Annotated in this window: 16 protein-coding genes; 11 read left to right on the forward strand and 5 right to left on the reverse strand. The window is 67.3% G+C overall.

Annotated elements, in window-relative coordinates; genetic code table 11:
* Positions 1–193: 193 nt before the first annotated feature.
* Positions 194–1,552 carry an exodeoxyribonuclease VII large subunit gene (gene xseA, locus FHS02_RS20180; RefSeq protein WP_137317729.1) on the forward strand — a complete coding sequence of 453 codons (1,359 nt, stop codon included), beginning with the start codon at positions 194–196 and terminating at the stop codon, positions 1,550–1,552.
* Between the two features lie 66 nt (positions 1,553–1,618).
* On the opposite strand, the gene FHS02_RS20185 is transcribed toward xseA, so the two are convergent.
* Positions 1,619–2,593, reverse strand: coding sequence for an IS1595 family transposase (locus tag FHS02_RS20185; RefSeq protein ID WP_137316621.1), 975 nt, complete (start codon positions 2,591–2,593; stop codon positions 1,619–1,621).
* Between the two features lie 130 nt (positions 2,594–2,723).
* Between FHS02_RS20185 and FHS02_RS20190 the strand changes: the two genes are divergently transcribed.
* The 3 genes from FHS02_RS20190 to mgrA all read left to right on the forward strand — a co-directional run bounded on the left by FHS02_RS20190 (position 2,724) and on the right by mgrA (position 5,617).
* Positions 2,724–3,743 carry a LacI family DNA-binding transcriptional regulator gene (locus FHS02_RS20190; RefSeq protein ID WP_217496864.1) on the forward strand — a complete coding sequence of 340 codons (1,020 nt, stop codon included), beginning with the start codon at positions 2,724–2,726 and terminating at the stop codon, positions 3,741–3,743.
* A gap of 156 nt (positions 3,744–3,899) precedes the next feature.
* Positions 3,900–4,478 carry a superoxide dismutase [Fe] gene (gene sodB / locus FHS02_RS20195; RefSeq protein ID WP_137316620.1) on the forward strand — a complete coding sequence of 193 codons (579 nt, stop codon included), beginning with the start codon at positions 3,900–3,902 and terminating at the stop codon, positions 4,476–4,478.
* A gap of 98 nt (positions 4,479–4,576) precedes the next feature.
* The gene (mgrA, locus tag FHS02_RS20200) at positions 4,577–5,617 is read left to right on the forward strand and encodes an L-glyceraldehyde 3-phosphate reductase (RefSeq protein WP_137316619.1); all 1,041 of its coding nucleotides are present in this window, start codon (positions 4,577–4,579) and stop codon (positions 5,615–5,617) included.
* On the opposite strand, the gene FHS02_RS20205 is transcribed toward mgrA, so the two are convergent.
* Positions 5,618–6,358 (reverse strand): SDR family oxidoreductase, encoded by a 741-nt coding sequence (locus tag FHS02_RS20205; RefSeq protein ID WP_137316618.1) that lies wholly within the window; start codon positions 6,356–6,358, stop codon positions 5,618–5,620. It abuts the gene before it with no gap.
* Positions 6,359–6,578: 220 nt separating this feature from the next.
* On the opposite strand from FHS02_RS20205, the gene FHS02_RS20210 reads away from it, so the two are divergent.
* Positions 6,579–7,601, forward strand: a complete 1,023-nt coding sequence (locus FHS02_RS20210; RefSeq protein WP_137316617.1) for an SDR family oxidoreductase — start codon at positions 6,579–6,581, stop codon at positions 7,599–7,601.
* A gap of 209 nt (positions 7,602–7,810) precedes the next feature.
* Here the strand turns inward: FHS02_RS20210 and FHS02_RS20215 are convergent, their stop codons facing one another.
* Positions 7,811–8,209 carry a hypothetical protein gene (locus FHS02_RS20215; RefSeq protein ID WP_137316616.1) on the reverse strand — a complete coding sequence of 133 codons (399 nt, stop codon included), beginning with the start codon at positions 8,207–8,209 and terminating at the stop codon, positions 7,811–7,813.
* A gap of 292 nt (positions 8,210–8,501) precedes the next feature.
* Between FHS02_RS20215 and FHS02_RS20220 the strand changes: the two genes are divergently transcribed.
* From FHS02_RS20220 to FHS02_RS20245, 6 genes are all read left to right on the forward strand, one after another.
* Entirely contained in the window at positions 8,502–8,771 is a 270-nt protein-coding gene (locus tag FHS02_RS20220) for a DUF4148 domain-containing protein (protein WP_137316615.1), read from the forward strand.
* 28 nt (positions 8,772–8,799) lie between these two features.
* Positions 8,800–10,242: an efflux transporter outer membrane subunit gene (locus FHS02_RS20225; RefSeq protein ID WP_137316614.1), complete on the forward strand. Its 1,443-nt coding sequence runs from the start codon at positions 8,800–8,802 to the stop codon at positions 10,240–10,242.
* Positions 10,243–10,313: 71 nt separating this feature from the next.
* Entirely contained in the window at positions 10,314–10,808 is a 495-nt protein-coding gene (locus tag FHS02_RS20230; RefSeq protein ID WP_137316613.1) for a MarR family winged helix-turn-helix transcriptional regulator, read from the forward strand.
* 37 nt (positions 10,809–10,845) lie between these two features.
* Positions 10,846–13,026: an FUSC family protein gene (locus tag FHS02_RS20235; protein WP_137316612.1), complete on the forward strand. Its 2,181-nt coding sequence runs from the start codon at positions 10,846–10,848 to the stop codon at positions 13,024–13,026.
* Positions 13,016–13,216 carry a DUF1656 domain-containing protein gene (locus FHS02_RS20240; protein WP_137316611.1) on the forward strand — a complete coding sequence of 67 codons (201 nt, stop codon included), beginning with the start codon at positions 13,016–13,018 and terminating at the stop codon, positions 13,214–13,216. Before FHS02_RS20235 ends, FHS02_RS20240 begins: the two co-directional genes overlap by 11 nt.
* Positions 13,217–13,236: 20 nt before the next feature.
* On the forward strand, positions 13,237–14,118 hold the full coding sequence (locus tag FHS02_RS20245) for an HlyD family secretion protein (protein WP_229422396.1): 882 nt from the start codon (positions 13,237–13,239) through the stop codon (positions 14,116–14,118).
* Positions 14,119–14,267: 149 nt separating this feature from the next.
* Here the strand turns inward: FHS02_RS20245 and FHS02_RS20250 are convergent, their stop codons facing one another.
* Positions 14,268–15,398 (reverse strand): LacI family DNA-binding transcriptional regulator, encoded by a 1,131-nt coding sequence (locus tag FHS02_RS20250; RefSeq protein ID WP_137316610.1) that lies wholly within the window; start codon positions 15,396–15,398, stop codon positions 14,268–14,270.
* 169 nt (positions 15,399–15,567) lie between these two features.
* On the reverse strand, positions 15,568–17,775 hold the full coding sequence (locus tag FHS02_RS20255) for an alpha-glucuronidase family glycosyl hydrolase (protein WP_229422395.1): 2,208 nt from the start codon (positions 17,773–17,775) through the stop codon (positions 15,568–15,570).
* Between the last annotated feature and the right edge of the window lie 40 nt (positions 17,776–17,815).

A 17,815-nucleotide genomic window follows, 5' to 3' on the forward strand; every position in this document is an offset into this window, starting at 1 on the left:
TGTGGATATCTTTGTGCGTAAGAATGGTCGGCTTTCTTGAAGTCCTTGATTTGTAAGAATTTTCTTACACTGCCCGCGAATGCAGCATGCCGTTTTCCCTTTAAAAATCAATACCTTGGAAATACACCTTGCTGTTTTAGGCGAGATATGACATAAGCATGACCGCTTGATGACTCTGTGGACAGTCTTCCCGATGCCGACCTTCGACCGACCCGATTCCGCCCCCGGCCAGAGTGCCGTGATCACCGTCAGCGCCCTGAACCAGGCCGTATCCCGCCTGCTCGAGCGCTCTTTTCCACTGACCTGGATCGCTGGGGAAATCTCGAATTTCACGCGCGCCAGTTCAGGCCACTGGTATTTCACGCTGAAGGATGACGCGGCCCAGGTGCGCGCCGTGATGTTCCGCGGCCGCGCGCAATATGCCGGCTTTGTGCCGCGCGAAGGCGACAAGGTCGAGGTGCGTGCCCTCGTCACGCTGTACGGGCCGCGCGGCGATTACCAGATCAATGTCGAAGCGATCCGCCGCGCCGGTGTCGGCGCGCTGTTCGAGGCCTTCATGCGGCTCAAGGAAAAGCTGTCGGCCGCCGGCCTGTTCGACGAGGACCGCAAGCGCGCCCTGCCCCTGTTCGCCCGCACCGTCGGCATCGTCACCAGTCCGCAGGCGGCGGCGCTGCGCGACGTGCTGATCGCACTGAGGCGGCGCGCGCCGCACGTCAACGTGGTGCTGTATCCCACGCTGGTACAGGGCCAGTTCGCCGCCGAGCAGATCGCGCTGGCGATCCGCACCGCCTCCGCGCGCGCCGAGTGCGACGTGCTGATCGTCTGCCGCGGCGGCGGCAGCATCGAGGACCTGTGGTGCTTCAATGACGAAGCGGTGGCCTACGCGATTGCCGAATGCGCGATGCCGGTAATTTCCGGCGTGGGTCACGAGACCGATTTCACGATCGCCGATTTCGCCGCCGACCTGCGCGCGGCCACGCCGACCGCCGCCGCCGAACTGGCGGCCACGCCGCGCGGCGACTGGCTGGCGTCGCTGCGCGCCGACGCGGCCGACCTGCGCCGCGCGATGCGCCGTACGCTCGACGATGCCGCCCAGAGCCTCGACCACCAGAGCCGCCGCCTGCTGAGTCCCACGGCACGGATCCGCCAGCAGCGCCTGGCCCTGCTGGCGCTGTCCACGGCGATGATGCATGCCAACCGCGCACCGCTGAACGGCGCGCGGCACGCCCTGGAGCGCCTGGCCGGCCGGCTGGCCGCGCAGCGGCCCGACACCCGCGCCGCGCGTGCCCACCTGGCGGCACTGCAGCATCGCTGCAGCGTCAACGTGGCGGGCCGCCTGCAGCGCCAGCGGGAAGCGCTGGGCGCGCTGGCGGCGCAGCTGGAACTACTGAACCCGCAACGTACGCTGGAGCGGGGCTACGCGATCATCACCGACAGCAAGGGCACTATCCTGCGTTCGCCGGACCAGTTGCAGCCGCGCCGCAAGCTGACCGTGCGGCTGGCCGAAGGCAGTGCCGACCTGACCGTGTCCGGGGTGCAGCCAACGCTGTAATGGCAGTCGCTGTGGTGCATTCTTCTAGGCGCTGTCACCCAAACCTGTGGAAGTTTCGCCAGGTCATCAAGAAAGAGCGTCATTGCCGCGCAGCGCGGCGATCAGGCAGTCTGCCGGCGCCAGCCAACGCCGCCCGTCGAGGCCATGGCGCCAGCCCAGGTAGTTCGGCAGGTATTTGCTCGCCACGCCATTGAACCGCGACAGCCAGCCATGGAAGCGGCTGTGATAGCCATTCACGTGCTGCAGGTGGATGGCACCCCGGACGCGTACGCCTGCCCTAAGGTTGACTGCTTCGTGCAGGATGCCGGTGCGGCGCGCGAATGTGCGGTAAGCGGCAGCGCTGTCCGATACCAGCAGGACATCGGCGGCTAATACTGGTGACAGGTGGCGCGCCAGCTGGCGCGCCGTGACCGGGCCTCGGCCGCAAACAAAATCCCGGGTTTTTCCGTCCCGGTCGCGTGCCACGAGGATGCAGTCGAGTTCGTTCGAGATGCCGCGCCGCCTGGCCTTGCCGCCACGCCGGCGTGCCGGCCGGTCCAGGTGCCGGCTGCCCTTTTGCGATTCGAGCAGATAGGTCTCATCCGCCTCGACAATGCCTTGCAGCCGGGGTGGCCGGTCGTGCCGTGCGCTGCCCATGAACCGATGGCGCCAGCGAAAGCTGGTGTTGCGGTGAATGCCGATGTTTTCGGCGGCGCTCCGGACCGTGCGGGAATCCAGCACCGCCTGCAGGAATGGCAGCCATTTGCCGCGCAGGCGCAGGAAAGCGAACGGCGTGCCGGTCAACGCATTGAAGGTGCGGCGGCACGTCAGGCAGCGGTAGCGTTGCAGGCCGCCAGTGCTGCCGTGACGATGGATGCGGATCGCCGCGCAATGCGGACAGCGATCGCACGGCCGGCCGAACTTTTCGATCAGTTCCAGGCAAGTCGTCAATGTCGAAGCCGACTCGAACAGGGCACGCAGTGTCGCCAGTTGGGCGCCGGAGAACCCGTCGAGTTGCCCGCGCAAGCGTTCCAGCAAGCTGTTGAACACGCCGTCGTGCATCGCCGCCTCCATCGTCAATACGATATGAGACCGCGCTTGCGGCGAATGGTTCAGCTCACCCACGCGCTCGGGTGACAGCGCCTTCTTCTATGTTAATCTTGCCCGTCGTCACACTCACGGGATAACAAAATTGACAAAACCAACAGTGGCAGCCGGACCCTCGACCCTGCTCGACGTCGCCCGCGAAGCGGGCGTTTCGCCGTCGACCGTCTCGCGCATCCTGAACGGCACCGCGCGCGTTTCCGACGACAAGCGGCAAGCCGTCATGAAAGCGATTGCGCGCACCAACTTCGCGCCGAACCTGATGGCGCAAGGCCTCAAGAAAGGCCGCACGCACACGATCGGCATCATCGTGCAGGACATTTCGTCGCCCTTCTTCGATGAAACGCTGCACGGCGTCGACGATGGCCTGAAAGGTACCGGCTATGCATCCGTGATCGTGACCGGGCACTGGAGCGCGCTGGAGGAAGCGGACCGGATCCGGCTGCTGCTGGCGCGCAAGGTCGACGGCATCATCTTACTTTCCGGAAACTTACCGGACGAGGAATTGCTGCACTTCGCCACGCAGCGCCCGATCGTCGTCACCGGCCGCGCGCTCGACGCCCCGAACGCGCTGGGCTTCACGATGGACAACGAGCATGGCGCCTACCTGGCGGTACAGCACCTGATCGAACTGGGTCACCGGCGCATCGCCTTCGTGTCCGGCCCGCCCAGCCATGCCGACGCCTCCAGCCGCCTGCGCGGCTACCGCAAGGCACTCGAAGGCGCCGGCATCCCGGTCGATCCGGCGCTGGTCGTCGAGGGCAATTTCCATGAAAACAGCGGCCTGATCGCCATCAACCACCTGTTCGAGACGCGCCAGGAATTCTCCGCCGTGTTCGCCGCCAACGACCAGAGCGCCTACGGCGTGCGCCTGGCCCTGTACCGCAAGGGCGTGCGCGTGCCGGAAGACGTGTCGCTGGTGGGCTTCGACGACCTGCCCGGCTCCGCGTTCACGACGCCGCCGCTGACCACGGTGCGCCAGCCGCTGTACGACATCGGCCTGACCGCGATCACCGCGCTGCTGCGCCTGATTACCGGCGACCGCGTTCCCACGCGGGTGCCGCCGGTCGAACTGGTGGTGCGGGAAACCACACTGCCCCGGCAGTGACAGGCATGACGATGATGCGCGGCCCTGATGCGCGGCTATGCACTTTTCGGTAGCCTCACTATTTACGGGGGATTTCGGCAGGGCCGCGGGCGACGCATTACAATGATGGGCGTTTTGAAAACGTTGATTCTTTAGTCCCTTCATAAGGAAATGCACATGGAACATACCCTGCCGCCGCTGCCGTACGCAAAAGACGCACTGCAACCGCACATCTCGGCTGAAACGCTGGAATACCACTACGGCAAGCACCACCAGGCTTACGTCACGAACCTGAACAACCTGATCAAGGGCACCGAGTTCGAGAACCTGTCCCTGGAAGAGATCATCCAGAAATCCTCCGGCGGCGTGTTCAACAACTCCGCCCAGGTGTGGAACCACACGTTCTTCTGGCACTGCATGGCACCGAACGCCGGCGGCGCGCCGACCGGCCCGGTGGCTGAAGCGATCAACGCCAAGTGGGGTTCGTTCGACAAGTTCAAGGAAGAATTCAGCAAGTCGGCCGTCGGCAACTTCGGTTCCGGCTGGACCTGGCTGGTGAAGAAGGCCGACGGCTCGGTGGACATCGTCAACACGTCCAACGCCGCCACCCCGCTGACCACCGACAACAAGCCGCTGCTGACCGTGGACGTGTGGGAACACGCGTACTACATCGACTACCGCAACGCCCGTCCGAAATTCGTGGAATCGTGGTGGAACCTGGTCAACTGGGAATTCGTGAACCAGAACTTCGCCTGAATCTGACCGGCGCTTGCGCCGGTTCACGTTTCGGTTGCCACGGCCCGCCTCGCGCGGGCCGTTCCTTATTGCAGATCAGATCACCGCAGGAGACATGCATGACTTATACGGCATCCCGCCACCGCTATGAAACGATGCAGTACCGCACCTGCGGCCGCAGCGGCCTGAAGCTGCCGGTGCTGTCGCTGGGCCTGTGGCACAACTTCGGCGACACCACCAGCACCGCCACGCAGCGCGACATGCTGCGTACCGCCTTCGACCTCGGCATCACCCACTTCGACCTGGCCAACAACTATGGCCCGCCGTACGGCAGCGCCGAAACCAATTTCGGCCGCCTGTTCCGCGACGATTTCCAGCCCTACCGCGACGAACTGATCATCTCCACCAAGGCTGGCTGGGACATGTGGCCGGGCCCGTACGGCCAGGGCGGCGGCTCGCGCAAGTACGTGCTGGCCAGCCTGGACCAGAGCCTGCGGCGCATGGGCCTGGACTACGTGGATATCTTTTATTCGCACCGCTTCGATCCGGATACCCCGCTGGAAGAAACCATGGGCGCGCTGGCCCAGGCGGTACAGCAGGGCAAGGCGCTGTATGTCGGCGTGTCGTCCTATTCCGCGGAAAAGACCGCCGAGGCGCAGCGCCTGCTGGCGGAATGGAAGGTGCCCTGCCTGATCCACCAGCCGTCGTACAACATGCTGAACCGGTGGATCGAGACGGAGGGCCTGCTGGATACGCTGGGCCGCCAGGGCATTGGCTGCATCACGTTCACGGCGCTGGCGCAGGGCATCCTGACCGGCAAATACCTGGACGGCATTCCGCAGGATGCGCGGGTGAACCGCCCCGGCGGCGGGTCGCTGCTGCCGTCGCACCTGTCCGAGGACAACCTGCGGCGCGTGCGCGGCCTGAACGAGATTGCCGCCGCGCGCGGCCAGTCGCTGGCGCAGATGGCGCTGGCCTGGGTGCTGCGCGACCCGCGCATCACGTCCACGCTGATCGGTGCATCGAACAGCGCACAGATCCGAGAGAACGTCGCCGCGCTGGACCAGCTGGCATTTTCCGACGACGAATTGCGCGCCATCGATGCACTGGCCCAGGAAGGTGGCATTAACCTGTGGGCCGGCTCGTCCGGCAGCGCCTGATCAGACGATGCCGCCGTTGGCGCGCAGCGTCTGCCCGTTGACCCAGCCACCCGGCCGTACGAGGAACGCCACCGCTTCGGCGATATCCTCGGGCCGGCCCAGCCGCTCGAGCGGCGCCATCTTCGCCAGCCGCTCGACCTGCTCGTCGGTTTTACCGGTCAGGAACAGGTCGGTGGCGGTCGGGCCGGGCGCGATGGCGTTCACGGTGATCTCCTTGCCGCGCAATTCCTTGGCCAGGATGTTCGTCATCGTTTCCACGGCCGCCTTGGTGGCCGCGTAGATCGCATAGCCGGGCAGCGCCAGCCCGATCACGCTGGTCGAGAAATTGACGATGCGCCCGCCATGCCGCAGCCGCGTGGCCGCCTCGCGCAGCGCATTGAACGTCCCCTTCACGTTCACCGCGAACAGGCGGTCGAACGTGGCATCGTCGGTATCGCCCAGCTGCGGCAAGGCCGACGGCAGGATGCCCGCGTTATTGACCAGCACATCGACGTGCCCGAACTGCGCGATCGCCGCATCGAACAGCCGGCGCACCGCCGCCGGATCGGCGACGTCGGCCTGCACGGCGGCCGCGCGGCCGCCCTTTTCCTCGATTGCCGCCACTACCTGGGCCGCTTCGGTGGTGCTGCCCGCGTAATTGACGATGACCGCATAGCCGTCGCCGGCAAGACGTTGTGCAACGGCGGCGCCGATGCCGCGCGAGGCACCGGTGACGATGGCGACCTGTTGTCCGGTTTCCATTCCTGCTCCCTGATCGGTTTCGATGGGGGCAGTATGGCGTATTCCCGGCGTTGCCTGCGCATCCCCGCTCGCGTGAAGGACACCGAAGCGGGCCAGAGTCTTGACTACCGGAATGGTGTGCCGCGTCCAGTGAGCTCGCGGGTACGATACTGCGTCAATCCATTGTCAATAATTTAACTGGGCGACCAGCTCAGCGACCAACACAGCAAAGGAGCACAGCATGCGTTTGAAACGACTGTCGGACCAGGTCATCGTCATCACCGGCGCCACCAGCGGCATCGGCCTGACCACGGCCCGGATGGCCGCCGCGCGCGGCGCCAAGGTGGTGCTGGCGGCACGCGGTGAAGAAGCCCTCGAACAACTGGAACAGCAACTGCGCCAGCGCGGCGCGGAAGCGCTGGCGGTACCCACCGACGTGGGCAAGAAGGATGAGGTGCACGCGCTGGCGCAGGCCGCGCTGAAGCGCTTCGGCCGCATTGACACGTGGGTCAACAATGCCGGCATCTCGATCTTCGGCCGCGCCGAGGAAGTATCGGAAGAAGACAATCATCGCCTGTTCCAGACCAATTTCTGGGGCGTGGTGAACGGCTCGCTGGAAGCCGTCAAGCACCTCAAAAAGGATGGCGGCGCGCTGATCAACCTGGGCAGCGAACTGTCGGAAGTGTCGGTGCCGCTGCAGGGCATGTATGCGGCATCGAAGCACGCCGTCAAGGGTTACACGGATGCGCTGCGCATGGAACTGGAGCATGACAAGGTGCCCGTCTCCGTCACGCTGATCAAGCCGGCGGCGATCGACACGATGTTCCCCGTCCACGCGCGCAACTACATGAAGGTGGAACCGACGCTGCCGGCGCCGGTCTATCCGCCGGAAATGGTGGCCGAGGCGATCCTCGACGCGGCCCAGCATCCGAAGCGCGACGTGTTCGTCGGCGAGGCGGCACGCGCCAATGCGATCGGCGGCTTCACGCTGCCCAGCCTGTTCGACAAGCTGGGTGCATCGGCAATGTGGAACCAGCAGCGCACGAACAAGCCGTCGCGCCTGCTGCGCAACGATGCCCTGCACTCGCCCGATCCGGACCAGGAACTGCAGCAGCGCCTCGGCATCCAGACCACGGGCGACACGACCTATCGCCCCCGGGCCCGCACGCCACTGAAGCTGGCGGCACTGCTGGGCGGCGGCGCGCTGGCCGCGGCGTGGCTGCTGACCCGGCAGGCCGCTCCGGCGGAGAAGCAGCAAAGCTGACGCGCCTCGTGCCATGTTCCAAGGGCTGCCGCGGCAGCCCTTTTGTTTGGCCGCGGAGCAATCCGACTCCCCCGCAGCGATCACGCACGGACGTGAAAACGGGGCCTGTGGCCCCGTTTCTTTGCCGGCGCTTCTTCCGCGCCGCGTTCACTGCGCCGTTCAACCGCCTCGTTCGCTGCGCCGTTCAACCGCCTCGTTCGCTGCGCCGTTCAGGCGCCCCGTTCGATATCGTCCGCTTCCCGCTCGCCGCTCAGCGGCACCGATTCGATGTGGTCGACATTGATGTCGGCGCCATCCGGCGACGTCGTGTCGCGCCCCACCGTGGCCCGTTCGCCGGTGCCGCCGGCATCGGAATCGCTGTCGAGGTCGGCATCGCCGACATCCGGGCCGGCCGTGCCGCCTGCCGTGCTCTCGTCGATATCCTCGTTGGTCCCGCCATCGAGGTTGTTTTCCTCGATCTGCTGGGCCAGGCCCGAACCGCCCTGGATATCGCTGCCGGAGTCGGACGTGTCGCTGGGACCGAGCGCGCCGGTGCCGTGGCCGCGGCCGAGCACGCGGTCCGGTGCGGACGGGAAGTTATCGGGATCGAGTGTGCTGGTACCTGACATATTGCCTCCTGTAATTGCATCGCCGCCCTGCGCGGCCTTGTAAAGACTGTAACAGCCGATGCCGAACGGCGTCGCACCCGAGGCGCCGGCCTTCCCCCCTGCACCGGCAACATGTTGCAAAAAGCTTGGGGACAGTCCCTCCAGGAGGGACTGTCCCCGGTGTTGTTTAGCGACCAGCTCAGCCGAAGAGCGCGCGCAGACATTGCACGGGTGAATCTCCCCTATCACAACACTTTATTTCAGTAATGAATAATTCAGGCATATAATGAGTTCATTCTGACAGGAGGACATCATGAAAACCGCTTACTACCTCATCGCCGCATTGACCCTTGCCACCGCCGGTGCAGCCTTCGGCGCCGAAAACACCGATGCAACCGTGGCTGCTTCGGCCAGCACGGCCACTGCCGCCGCCGCCGTGACCACGCAGCAGGCGCCGAAACAGCACGGCCTGACCCGTGCCGAAGTGCAGGCGCAAGTGATCGCGGCACGCAAGAACGGCACGCTGATCGAAACCGAAGCCGACATGGACGTCGCGCAGACCCGCAAGCACTACGCGCAATAAGTACACGCAATAAGGTCGGGCTGCGCCGATGCCACGTGCTTTGCCATTCGCACCAGGCGTTGCGACCTGTGTCGTGCTGGCGCTGGCCGGTTGCGCGGACATTGGCGACATTAAGCCGCAATCGCATCGATTGGCACCAAACGACCTCGCCACCGGCGCGGCGCTCGCCGCCGCGGCGGCGCCCGCGGCGCAATGGCCGGCCGAACAATGGTGGCTCGCATTCGGCGATCCGCAACTCGACCGCCTGGTCGCGTCCGCGCTGGCCGGCAATCCCGGCCTGAAGGCGGCGCAGGCCCGCGTGCGGCAAGCCGCCGCGCTGGCGGACGTGGCCGGTGCGGCGGCCGGGCCGCAGGCCAGCGCGAGCGCGGGCACGACCCGCGAGCGGTTTCCGGCGCACGGTTCGGCGGCCGCGCCGCTGGCGGGCAACTGGGCCTGGTACAACGCGGCCACGCTGAACGGTTCGTACGACCTCGACCTGTGGGGCAGCCACCACGCCACGCTGGCGGCTGCGCTGGGCGACGCCCGCGCGGCCGCGGCGGAAGCGCAGATGGCGCGGCTGTCGCTGCAGGCGGCGGTGGTGCGCACCTACATCCAGCTGTGGTACCGCCACGCGCTGCAGGACAGCCTCGCGCAGAGCCTTGCGCAACGGCGCCGGATCCTGGACATCGTGCGCCGCCGCCACGCTGCGGGCCTGGCCAGCGGCATCGACGTGGCCACCGTTGAAAACACGCTGCCGGCTGGCCGGCGCGAGCACGAGCGGATCGGCGAATCGATCGCGGTGCTGCGCAACCAGCTGGCGGCACTGGTCGGCAAGGGACCGGGCGACGCGGAAACGATCGCCCGGCCAGCGCCGGCCCTGCGCCAGGCCGCCGCTGCATTACCCTCTGCCCTGCCGGCGGAACTGCTGGGCCGACGTCCCGACATTGCCGCGATGCGCTGGCGCGTGGAAGCCGCGGGCAGGCGGATCGATGGTGCCCGCGCGGCGTTCTACCCGAACCTGAACCTGGTGGCGTTTGCCGGCCTGCAATCGTTCGGCTTTGCCCGTTTCTTCGATGCATCGGCCCGCACGCTCGGCTTCACGCCGGCGTTCAGCCTGCCGGTATTCGAAGGCGGTCGGCTGCGCAGCCGGCTGGCTGCGGACACGGCCGCATTCGATGCCGCCGTCGAGCAGTACAACGAGACCGTCGTCAACGCACTGGCCGACGTGGCGAATGTTGTAGCAAAGATACAGTCATCCGCCGAGCAGGGCCGTCTCGCCGAACAGGCGCTGGCCACTGCCGCGCGGGCCCATGCACTGGCCGATCGCGCCTACCGCGCGGGCATCACGGATGCTACCGACGCCCTAGAGGCACAACTGATATTGCTGGGTGAACGGGACGCTCTGCTGCGCGTGGAAAGCGAGCGCCTGGACAATTACGCAAGCCTGATGACGGCACTCGGCGGGGGTGCCGGAATGGAGGAAGGCATCTAAAAACAATTTACCTTTGTGCAACCACTAGTACAATCCATGTATTGATAGCCTTATTGCACAGGAGTGCGCCAATGAGCAGTTTCGACGCAACGAACAAGCGCCTGAAGACCATCCACGAACGGATTCCGGCTTTCCCGGAAGATCTCATGCGCCTGCTCCGCATGACGTACCACGTGCAGAAACGCATGAAGGATTTGTCCAACGCGGCACTGCGCAAATATGACCTGGTCGATGCGAGCTACATGGTGCTGGCGGTGTTGTACGGCTCGGAAAACGAGACATCGACCGCATCGACCTTGGGCGAGTCCTGCATGGAAAAGCCGGCCAACCTGACCCGCGTCTGCAACGACCTGGAAACGCAGGGCCTGATCGTGCGGGGCAACCGCCCGGGCGACCGCCGCTGCGTGATGATCTCGCTGACCGACCAGGGGCGCAGCCTGATCGAACAGGTGATGCCTGAAGTGTGGGGGCGCACCACCCGTGCGTACGATGGCCTGACGCCGGAAGAACTGCGGCTGCAGGAGCGGCTGTTTGCCCGGCAGCTGGAAAACCTGGACAACATATAGCGCCCCCCGGCTGCGGCGGGGTCGCCGACAAGAATAAATGACACCCGAATCCGCAGCACCCGCCTCACTTCCCGGCCTTCACTGGCTGCGCCGCGAATTGCGCGGCTGGGCCGCCACCGACGGCGTACGCATCCTGTTCGTCGTGCGCACGCTGGCTGCCGCCTACGCCGCGCTGTGGCTGGCCTTTCGCCTCGGCCTCGACTCGCCGGCAACGGCGATGACCACCACCTTCGTGCTGGCGCTGCCGGCGTCCGGCATGGTGCTGGAAAAGGCGCTGTACCGCCTGCTCGGCACGGTCGTCGGCTGTGCTGCCGCGCTGGCGCTGGCAGCCGTCTTCCCGCAGCAGGCCCCGCCGCTGTTTGCCGGCCTCGCGCTGTGGATCGCGCTATGCACGATGGGGGCGGCGATGCACCGCAACCAGCAGTCGTACAGCTTCGTGCTGGCCGGGTACACGGCATGCATGATCGTCGTGCCAGCGCTCGACGCGCCGGCCGGGGTGTTCGCTCTGGCCGTCACGCGCACCACCGAAGTGGGCCTCGGCGTGCTGGTCGCTGCCGTCGTGCACGACGTGCTGCTGCCGCGCCACCACGGCCGGCAGGTGATGCGCGCCGTGCGGGGCCGCCATCGGCAATTCCTGGCCTTTTGCCGGCAGGTGCTGGAACACCGGCTGCCGCCTGCCGAGGCGGAACTGCACCACCTGCGCTTCGCGGCAGACATCGCGGCACTCGAATCGGGCCGCGCCGCCGCAGTGTTCGAAGCGGGCACAGCGCAAGCGCGCCAGCTCCATGCGTTCAACGGCGCATTCATGACCGCGCTGACCACCTTCCATACGCTGCACCGGCTGCTGCACCGCCAGCGCCACGATGCCGCCTCGCCAGTGCCGGCGCTGGTGCAACCGCTGGAAGCCGTGCTGGCCAGCGCGCTGGCATCGGGCGCTCCACCCGCCACCCTCCCCGGCGCGGTCCGCCAGGCCGCCGCCCTCGCCCGCGCCGCCCTGCCTGCCGACGCCGATGCCGATACTGCGGCGCACCGCTGGCACATCGACTTCGATACCGCCGCCGAACTGGCCGAACGCTTTGCCGGCAATCTGGTGACGTTTACCGGGATACATGACGGCCTGGCCACCGCCAGGCGGATGCCGCCCGGTGGACCCCTCCCCTATGCGCCGAAGACGCCGCCCGGCATCGTGGCCGCCAGTGGTTTCCGCGCCGCCTGCGCGATGCTGGCCGCCGCCACGCTGTGGTACTGGCTGGCATGGGCGCCACTGGCCAATGCGCTGGTCATGACGACGATCTTCTGCGCGCTGGCCTCCGGCTCGCCGCGCCCGACGGCGATGGTGCGGCAGGTACTCGCCGGCTTCGCGCTGGGGGTGCCGCTGACGTTCGCCACGCAATTCCTGCTGGTCGCCCGCGCCGACGGCTATCCCGCGATGATGCTGGCCACCGCACCGCTGCTGGGGTTCGCGGCCTGGCTGATGACGGACCCGAAGCGCACCGGCGCCGGCATCGGCATGGCGATGTTCAGCAGCCAGTTCCTGGCGCCGGCAAACCTGATGCACTACGACGCCGGCGCCGTCCTCAACAACATGCTGGGCCAGCTGGCCGGCGTGCTGCTGGCCCTGGTGGTCTTCCACGTGGTGCTGCCGGGGCACACGATGGGCAACCGCGCGCACGTCGCTGCGGCCCTTTGGCGCGAGGCACTGTCGACCTGCACGGCGCGCCTGCGCGGCCGCGGCGAACGGCTGCGGCACCGCTTCGACAACCGCGTGCGCGACCTGCTGGCGCAGCTGAACGCGGCAGCCGGCCCCGCGCCGTCGCCCGAAACGCGCGCCGTGGTGCGCCAGGCCCTGACACTGCTGGAACTGGGCCATGCCGTCATCGAACTGCGCGTCCTGCTGCAGGCGGGCATCGGCAGTCGCGTCGCCCATGCCGTCGACGCGGCGCTACAGGCACTGGCCGCCTACCTGGCGGCACCGCGTGAAGACACGCGTACCGCGGCGATCTACGCGCTGCGGGCCGCCGGGCCGGTCGTGCGGGCCGGTATCGCCGTGGCGTCCGCCCCGGTTACCGCTTCGGCTTCAGCTTCCGCCCCGGTTTCAACCGCGGGCGCCGATGCCGCCTGCCTGCGGCTTGCGCTGACCGACCTGCATTCTATCTACACCGCGCTGCTGGACCAGGTGCCGCAGCCTGCGCTGAATGGAAACGCCGATGCCGCGTGAACTGTCGATCTTCGGCCTGCTGATCCCGACCCTGCTGCCGCTGTTCCTTGCCAGCGTGCTGGCGCAGGCCGTGCTGGACCGGCTGCTCGGCGCGGCCGGCGTCTACCGGCGCCTGTGGCATCCGGCGCTGGCGCGCCTGGCGCTGTTCGTCTGCATTTTCGGCGGCCTCACCGCCGTTCTCTACCACTAACCTCGACCGGAAACCGAACCGTGCCCCTTGCCGCCAAGCTCTTTCGCATCGCCATCACCCTGCTGCTCGCCGCCGCCGCGCTGTATGCCGGCCGGGCCGGATGGGACCACTACATGGAGGCGCCCTGGACCCGCGACGCCCGCGTGCGGGCCGACGTGGTGACGATTGGCGCCGACGTGGCCGGCGTCGTCACCGCGGTGCGCGTGCGCGACAACCAGTTCGTGCGAAAGGGCGACGTGCTGTTCATCGTCGACGACGCGCGCTATGCCAGCGCCCTGGCCACGGCGGACGCCGCGCTGGCCGCGCAGCAGGTGGAACGCACGCGCCGCGGGAGCGAGGCGAAACGGCGCGCCGCCCTGGACGACGACGTCATTCCGGCCGAGAGCCGCGAATCCGCGACGTACGCGGCCAGCACCGCCGCCGCCCAGTACCGCGGCGCACTGGCGGCACGCAGGCTGGCGCAGCTGAACCTGGCCCGCACGGTGGTCCGGGCGCCGGTCGCCGGCTATGTGACGAACCTGCACGTGCACCCCGGCGACTTCGCCGCCGTGGGCGCGCCGAAGCTGGCGCTGATCGACAGCGCGTCGTACTACGTGACGGGTTATTTCGAGGAGACCCGGCTGCCGCTGCTGAAGCCGGGCGCCGCGGTCGACGTGCAGCTGATGGATGGCATGGCGCTGCGCGGCCACGTCGACAGCATCGCCCGCGGCATCACCGACCGCGACGCCGCCACCGGCCACGAACTGCTGGCCGACGTGAACCCCACGTTCAACTGGGTCCGGCTGGCCCAGCGCATCCCGGTCCGCATCGCCCTCGACAGCATCCCGCCCGGCGTCCCGCTGGTGGCCGGCACAACGTGCACCGTCACCATCACGCAGGCACCCCGCAAGAAAGTTGCGTGACCGAATTCGAAGGTTCTGGTGTCGGACACTATTTCCCGCAAGGGAAATGGTGTCGGACACCGGTTTCCGCCGCTGGACCGTGTACTGAAACCGGTGTCCGACACTTTCCCGGGTGCTGCTTCCGGGAAAATGTCCGACACCAGCACTGCTCAGGCGTCGGCAGCCTTGCCGGCCAGCTTCGGCCGCCGCCGCGGGGCGGCATCGGATTGCCGCCGGATGAGGGAGAAGTCCATCACGATGTGTTCCGGTTCCTGCACGGCGCCGTCGCGCTGGGCGCGGATCTGCCGCACCAGGAACTGCACCGCCATCTCCGCCATCTGCGCGATGGGCTGGCGCACGGTCGTCAGCTCGGGCCAGATCGTCGTGGCCAGCGCGGTATCGTCGAAACCGGCCACGGTCAGGTCGCCCGGCACGTCCAGGCCCAGCCGGTGGGCGATGGCGACGGTGGCCGCGGCCATGTCGTCGTTGCTGGCGAAAACGGCGGTGGGCCGCTTTTCCAGGCCCAGCAGGATTTCGGCCGCATCGAGGCCCGAGCGGTACGTGAACATGCCCTGCACCACCAGTTCGGGCGCGGCGTCGCCGCCCTTGTCGGCGATCGCGGCCTTGTAGCCGTCGAGCCGGCGGGCCGATGCGGTCTGGTTCGGGTGCCCGATGACGAAGCCGATGCGGTGGTGGCCCAGCGCGATCAGGTGGCTCGTCATGTCGTAGGCGGCGTGGAAGTCGTCGATCGACACCGCGCCCACGCGCCGGTCCGGCTGGCCGCAGGCCACGGTGGCCGCCGGCATGTCGGCCTGCGTGATCAGCTCGAGCAGCTCCGGCGTGTCGCACAGCGGCGGCGGCAGGATGATGCCGTCGACGCCGTTCTCGATCAGCCGGCGGGCATGCGCTTCCCACGTGTGTCCGTCCTCGCAATTCTCGACGACGAGCTGCACGTTGTGGATACTGGCCTGGTTCAGCAGGCCGACGAGGAATTCGCTCAGGTAGCCGGCCGACGGGTTCGAATACAGGAAGCCGATGCGGATCGCGCGCGCGCCGGCCAGGCGCCGCGCAGCCTGGTTCGGCACGTAGTTCAGCGCCGCCACCGCCTCGTCGACCTTGCGCCGGGTGGCCGGGCGCACGTTCGGATCGCCGTTCATCACGCGCGACACCGTCATCGGCGATACGCCTGCCAGCTTGGCAACGTCTGACATCGTCGGCACGCCCGGCTTGTCGCCGCGCCCCGCGGCCGGCGCCTTTTCCCCTGGCGTGCCGCCGTGCGCCTTGGCCTGTATTTTCGTCATCGGACTGTACTTATCGAATAGTTATTTTGCGGACTCTAACATACGCCTGCCGGGGGCCTGCCGGCCACTGCCCGGCAGTAGCGGCACCCGGCACGCGCGTGTCATCCCTTTATCATTCTAACATCCGAAAGCGGCGCCGATGTTAGCGCACCCATCGCCCCGGCGGCACTCAGTGGTGCCCTGCCGCGTAAGGAAACTTGATAGCCTTGTACTGTTCCAGCGTACGCTCCGGCTTGCGCGCACCCGGCGGCAGCGGCAGCCCGGAGACCGACTGGAAGTACGCCACCGACGCGTCGCGCCACCAGCGTGCTTCCCTCACCTGCGTATCGAGGCGCTGGGCCACTTCGTCGTAGCGGCGCCCGTCCACCAGCGGTTTCAATTTCTCCCAGCGGGCGCGCAAGCCTTCCGCCTCGGTCACGCCGCGGTCGTAGCGGGCCACCAGTTCGGTCCACAGCGTGCGGCCGGACGGCATCGCGTAATCCCACGGCAGGTGGTGGAACCACAGCAGCAGTTCCTCCGGCGTGGTACGCGGGTCGGCCCAGCGCTGCGCCACGCCCGGCGCATACTGCGCCAGCGCGTTCGACCCGGTGGCCGTGCGGTCGAAGCCGATGCCTTTCTTGTCGGCCTTGTGGTAATAGGTCGGGTTCCAGTCCGGGCGGCCCAGGTTGTCGACCCACGGACCGGGGCCGTGGTGGTGGCCGGTATCCATCAGGTGGTGCAGGCCGAGCGGCGTCATGTAATCGACGACCGCTTCGCGCGAGCGCATCATCATGTCGACGATCTGCGTGACGGCCTGCGGCTCGCGGCTGAACGTCTGCATCGCCCATTCCTGTGCAAAGGCGCGCGAATCGCCCTGCGGGTCCCAGGCAAAGCGGCCGTACGCATACCAGTTGGCCTGGTCGAAGTGCGAACCGCTCCACGTGCGCGAGCTGCCGATGTTGGCCACGCCGGCCATACCGGTCGGGCGCTGGCCATGGTCGGTGTCTTCCAATACCTGTGCCACCGTGAAGCCGTTCGGCCGCTGTTTCGTGTCGGCCTTCAGCACTTCCTCGAACAGCGGGCCGAGATACGCCATGTGCATCGCGAAGCCCAGGTATTCCTTGGTGATCTGGAATTCCATCATCAGCGGCGTCTGCGGCATGGCGCCGAACAGCGGGTGGAACGGTTCGCGCGGCTGGAAGTCGATCGCGCCGTTCTTCACCTGCACCAGCACGTTCGGGGCGAACTTGCCGTCCAGCGGCTTGAACTCGTCATAGGCCTGCTTGGCGCGGTCGTCCGGCTTCTCGGCCGCGTACACGAACGCGCGCCACATCACGATGCCCTTGTGCGGCGCCAATGCGGCAGCCAGCATGTTGGCGCCGTCGGCGTGGGTGCGCTGGTAATCCTGCGGGCCTGGCTGCCCTTCCGAATTGGCCTTGACGAGGAAGCCGCCGAAGTCGGGGATGGTGCGGTAGATCTCGTCCGCCTTGGCGCGCCACCACGCCGCCACCTCGGGCGCCAGCGGGTCGGCCGTCTTCGTTTCCTTCAGTTCCAGCGGCGTGGACCAGCGCGCCGACAGGTAGACCTTGATGCCGTACGGCCGCAGCACGTCGGCCAGCGCGGCCACCTTGGCGATCCACGGCGCCGTCAGGATCTCGGCCTTGGAATTGACGTTGTTCAGCACCGTGCCGTTGATGCCCAGCGACGCATTGGCGCGCGCATAGTCCACGTACTGCCGCTCGCGGATGTCGGGCAGCTCCCACCAGTTCCAGATCGACTGGCCCGAGTAGCCCCGCTCCACGGTGCGATCGAGGTTGTCCCAGTGGTTCAGCACGCGCAGTTGCAGCTTCGGCACCGACCGCTCGTCGATCGCGGCCAGCGCCTTGCCGGTGTTCAGCGCGCGCAGCAGGCCAAAGGCGCCGTACAGCACGCCGATATCCTCGTTGGCGGCGATCACGGTCACGCGCTTGCCGTTCACGGTGGCGCTCTTGAGCAGGTAGCCTTCGGGCCCGAGCGCGGCCAGGCCGTCGGCCTTGAAGCCCTGCGGCAGCGCGCCCGCTTTCGCCAGCACGATGGCGCCGTCGGCAACCGACGTGCCGGACGCGGGCACCTTGCCCGTCATGCCCTGCAGGCCGCGGCGCAGTTCGTCGATGGCGGCCTGGATCGTCGGCGACGCCTTGCCGGCGTAGCTGATCGAGCGCGCCTGCTGCTGTACCTGGCTGGCCTGCTGCAGGGGACGGTACCGCAACCAAAGGTCGTAGCCATCTTCTTCCACCGCCTGGGCAGGTGCCAGCACCACCACCAGCGACACGACCGCCGCCAGCGCTCCACCCAGCATGCGCCTCGCGCTTTTCCCGCCGCGCGGGTGCCCGCCGACGCTCCGGTTCAACATTCGCATCTTGTCTCCGTTGTTTTTTGGTAGCGCAACCGTTTGCACC

The organism is Pseudoduganella umbonata (genome assembly GCF_014192225.1).
GTDB lineage: Bacteria > Pseudomonadota > Gammaproteobacteria > Burkholderiales > Burkholderiaceae_D > Rugamonas > Rugamonas umbonata.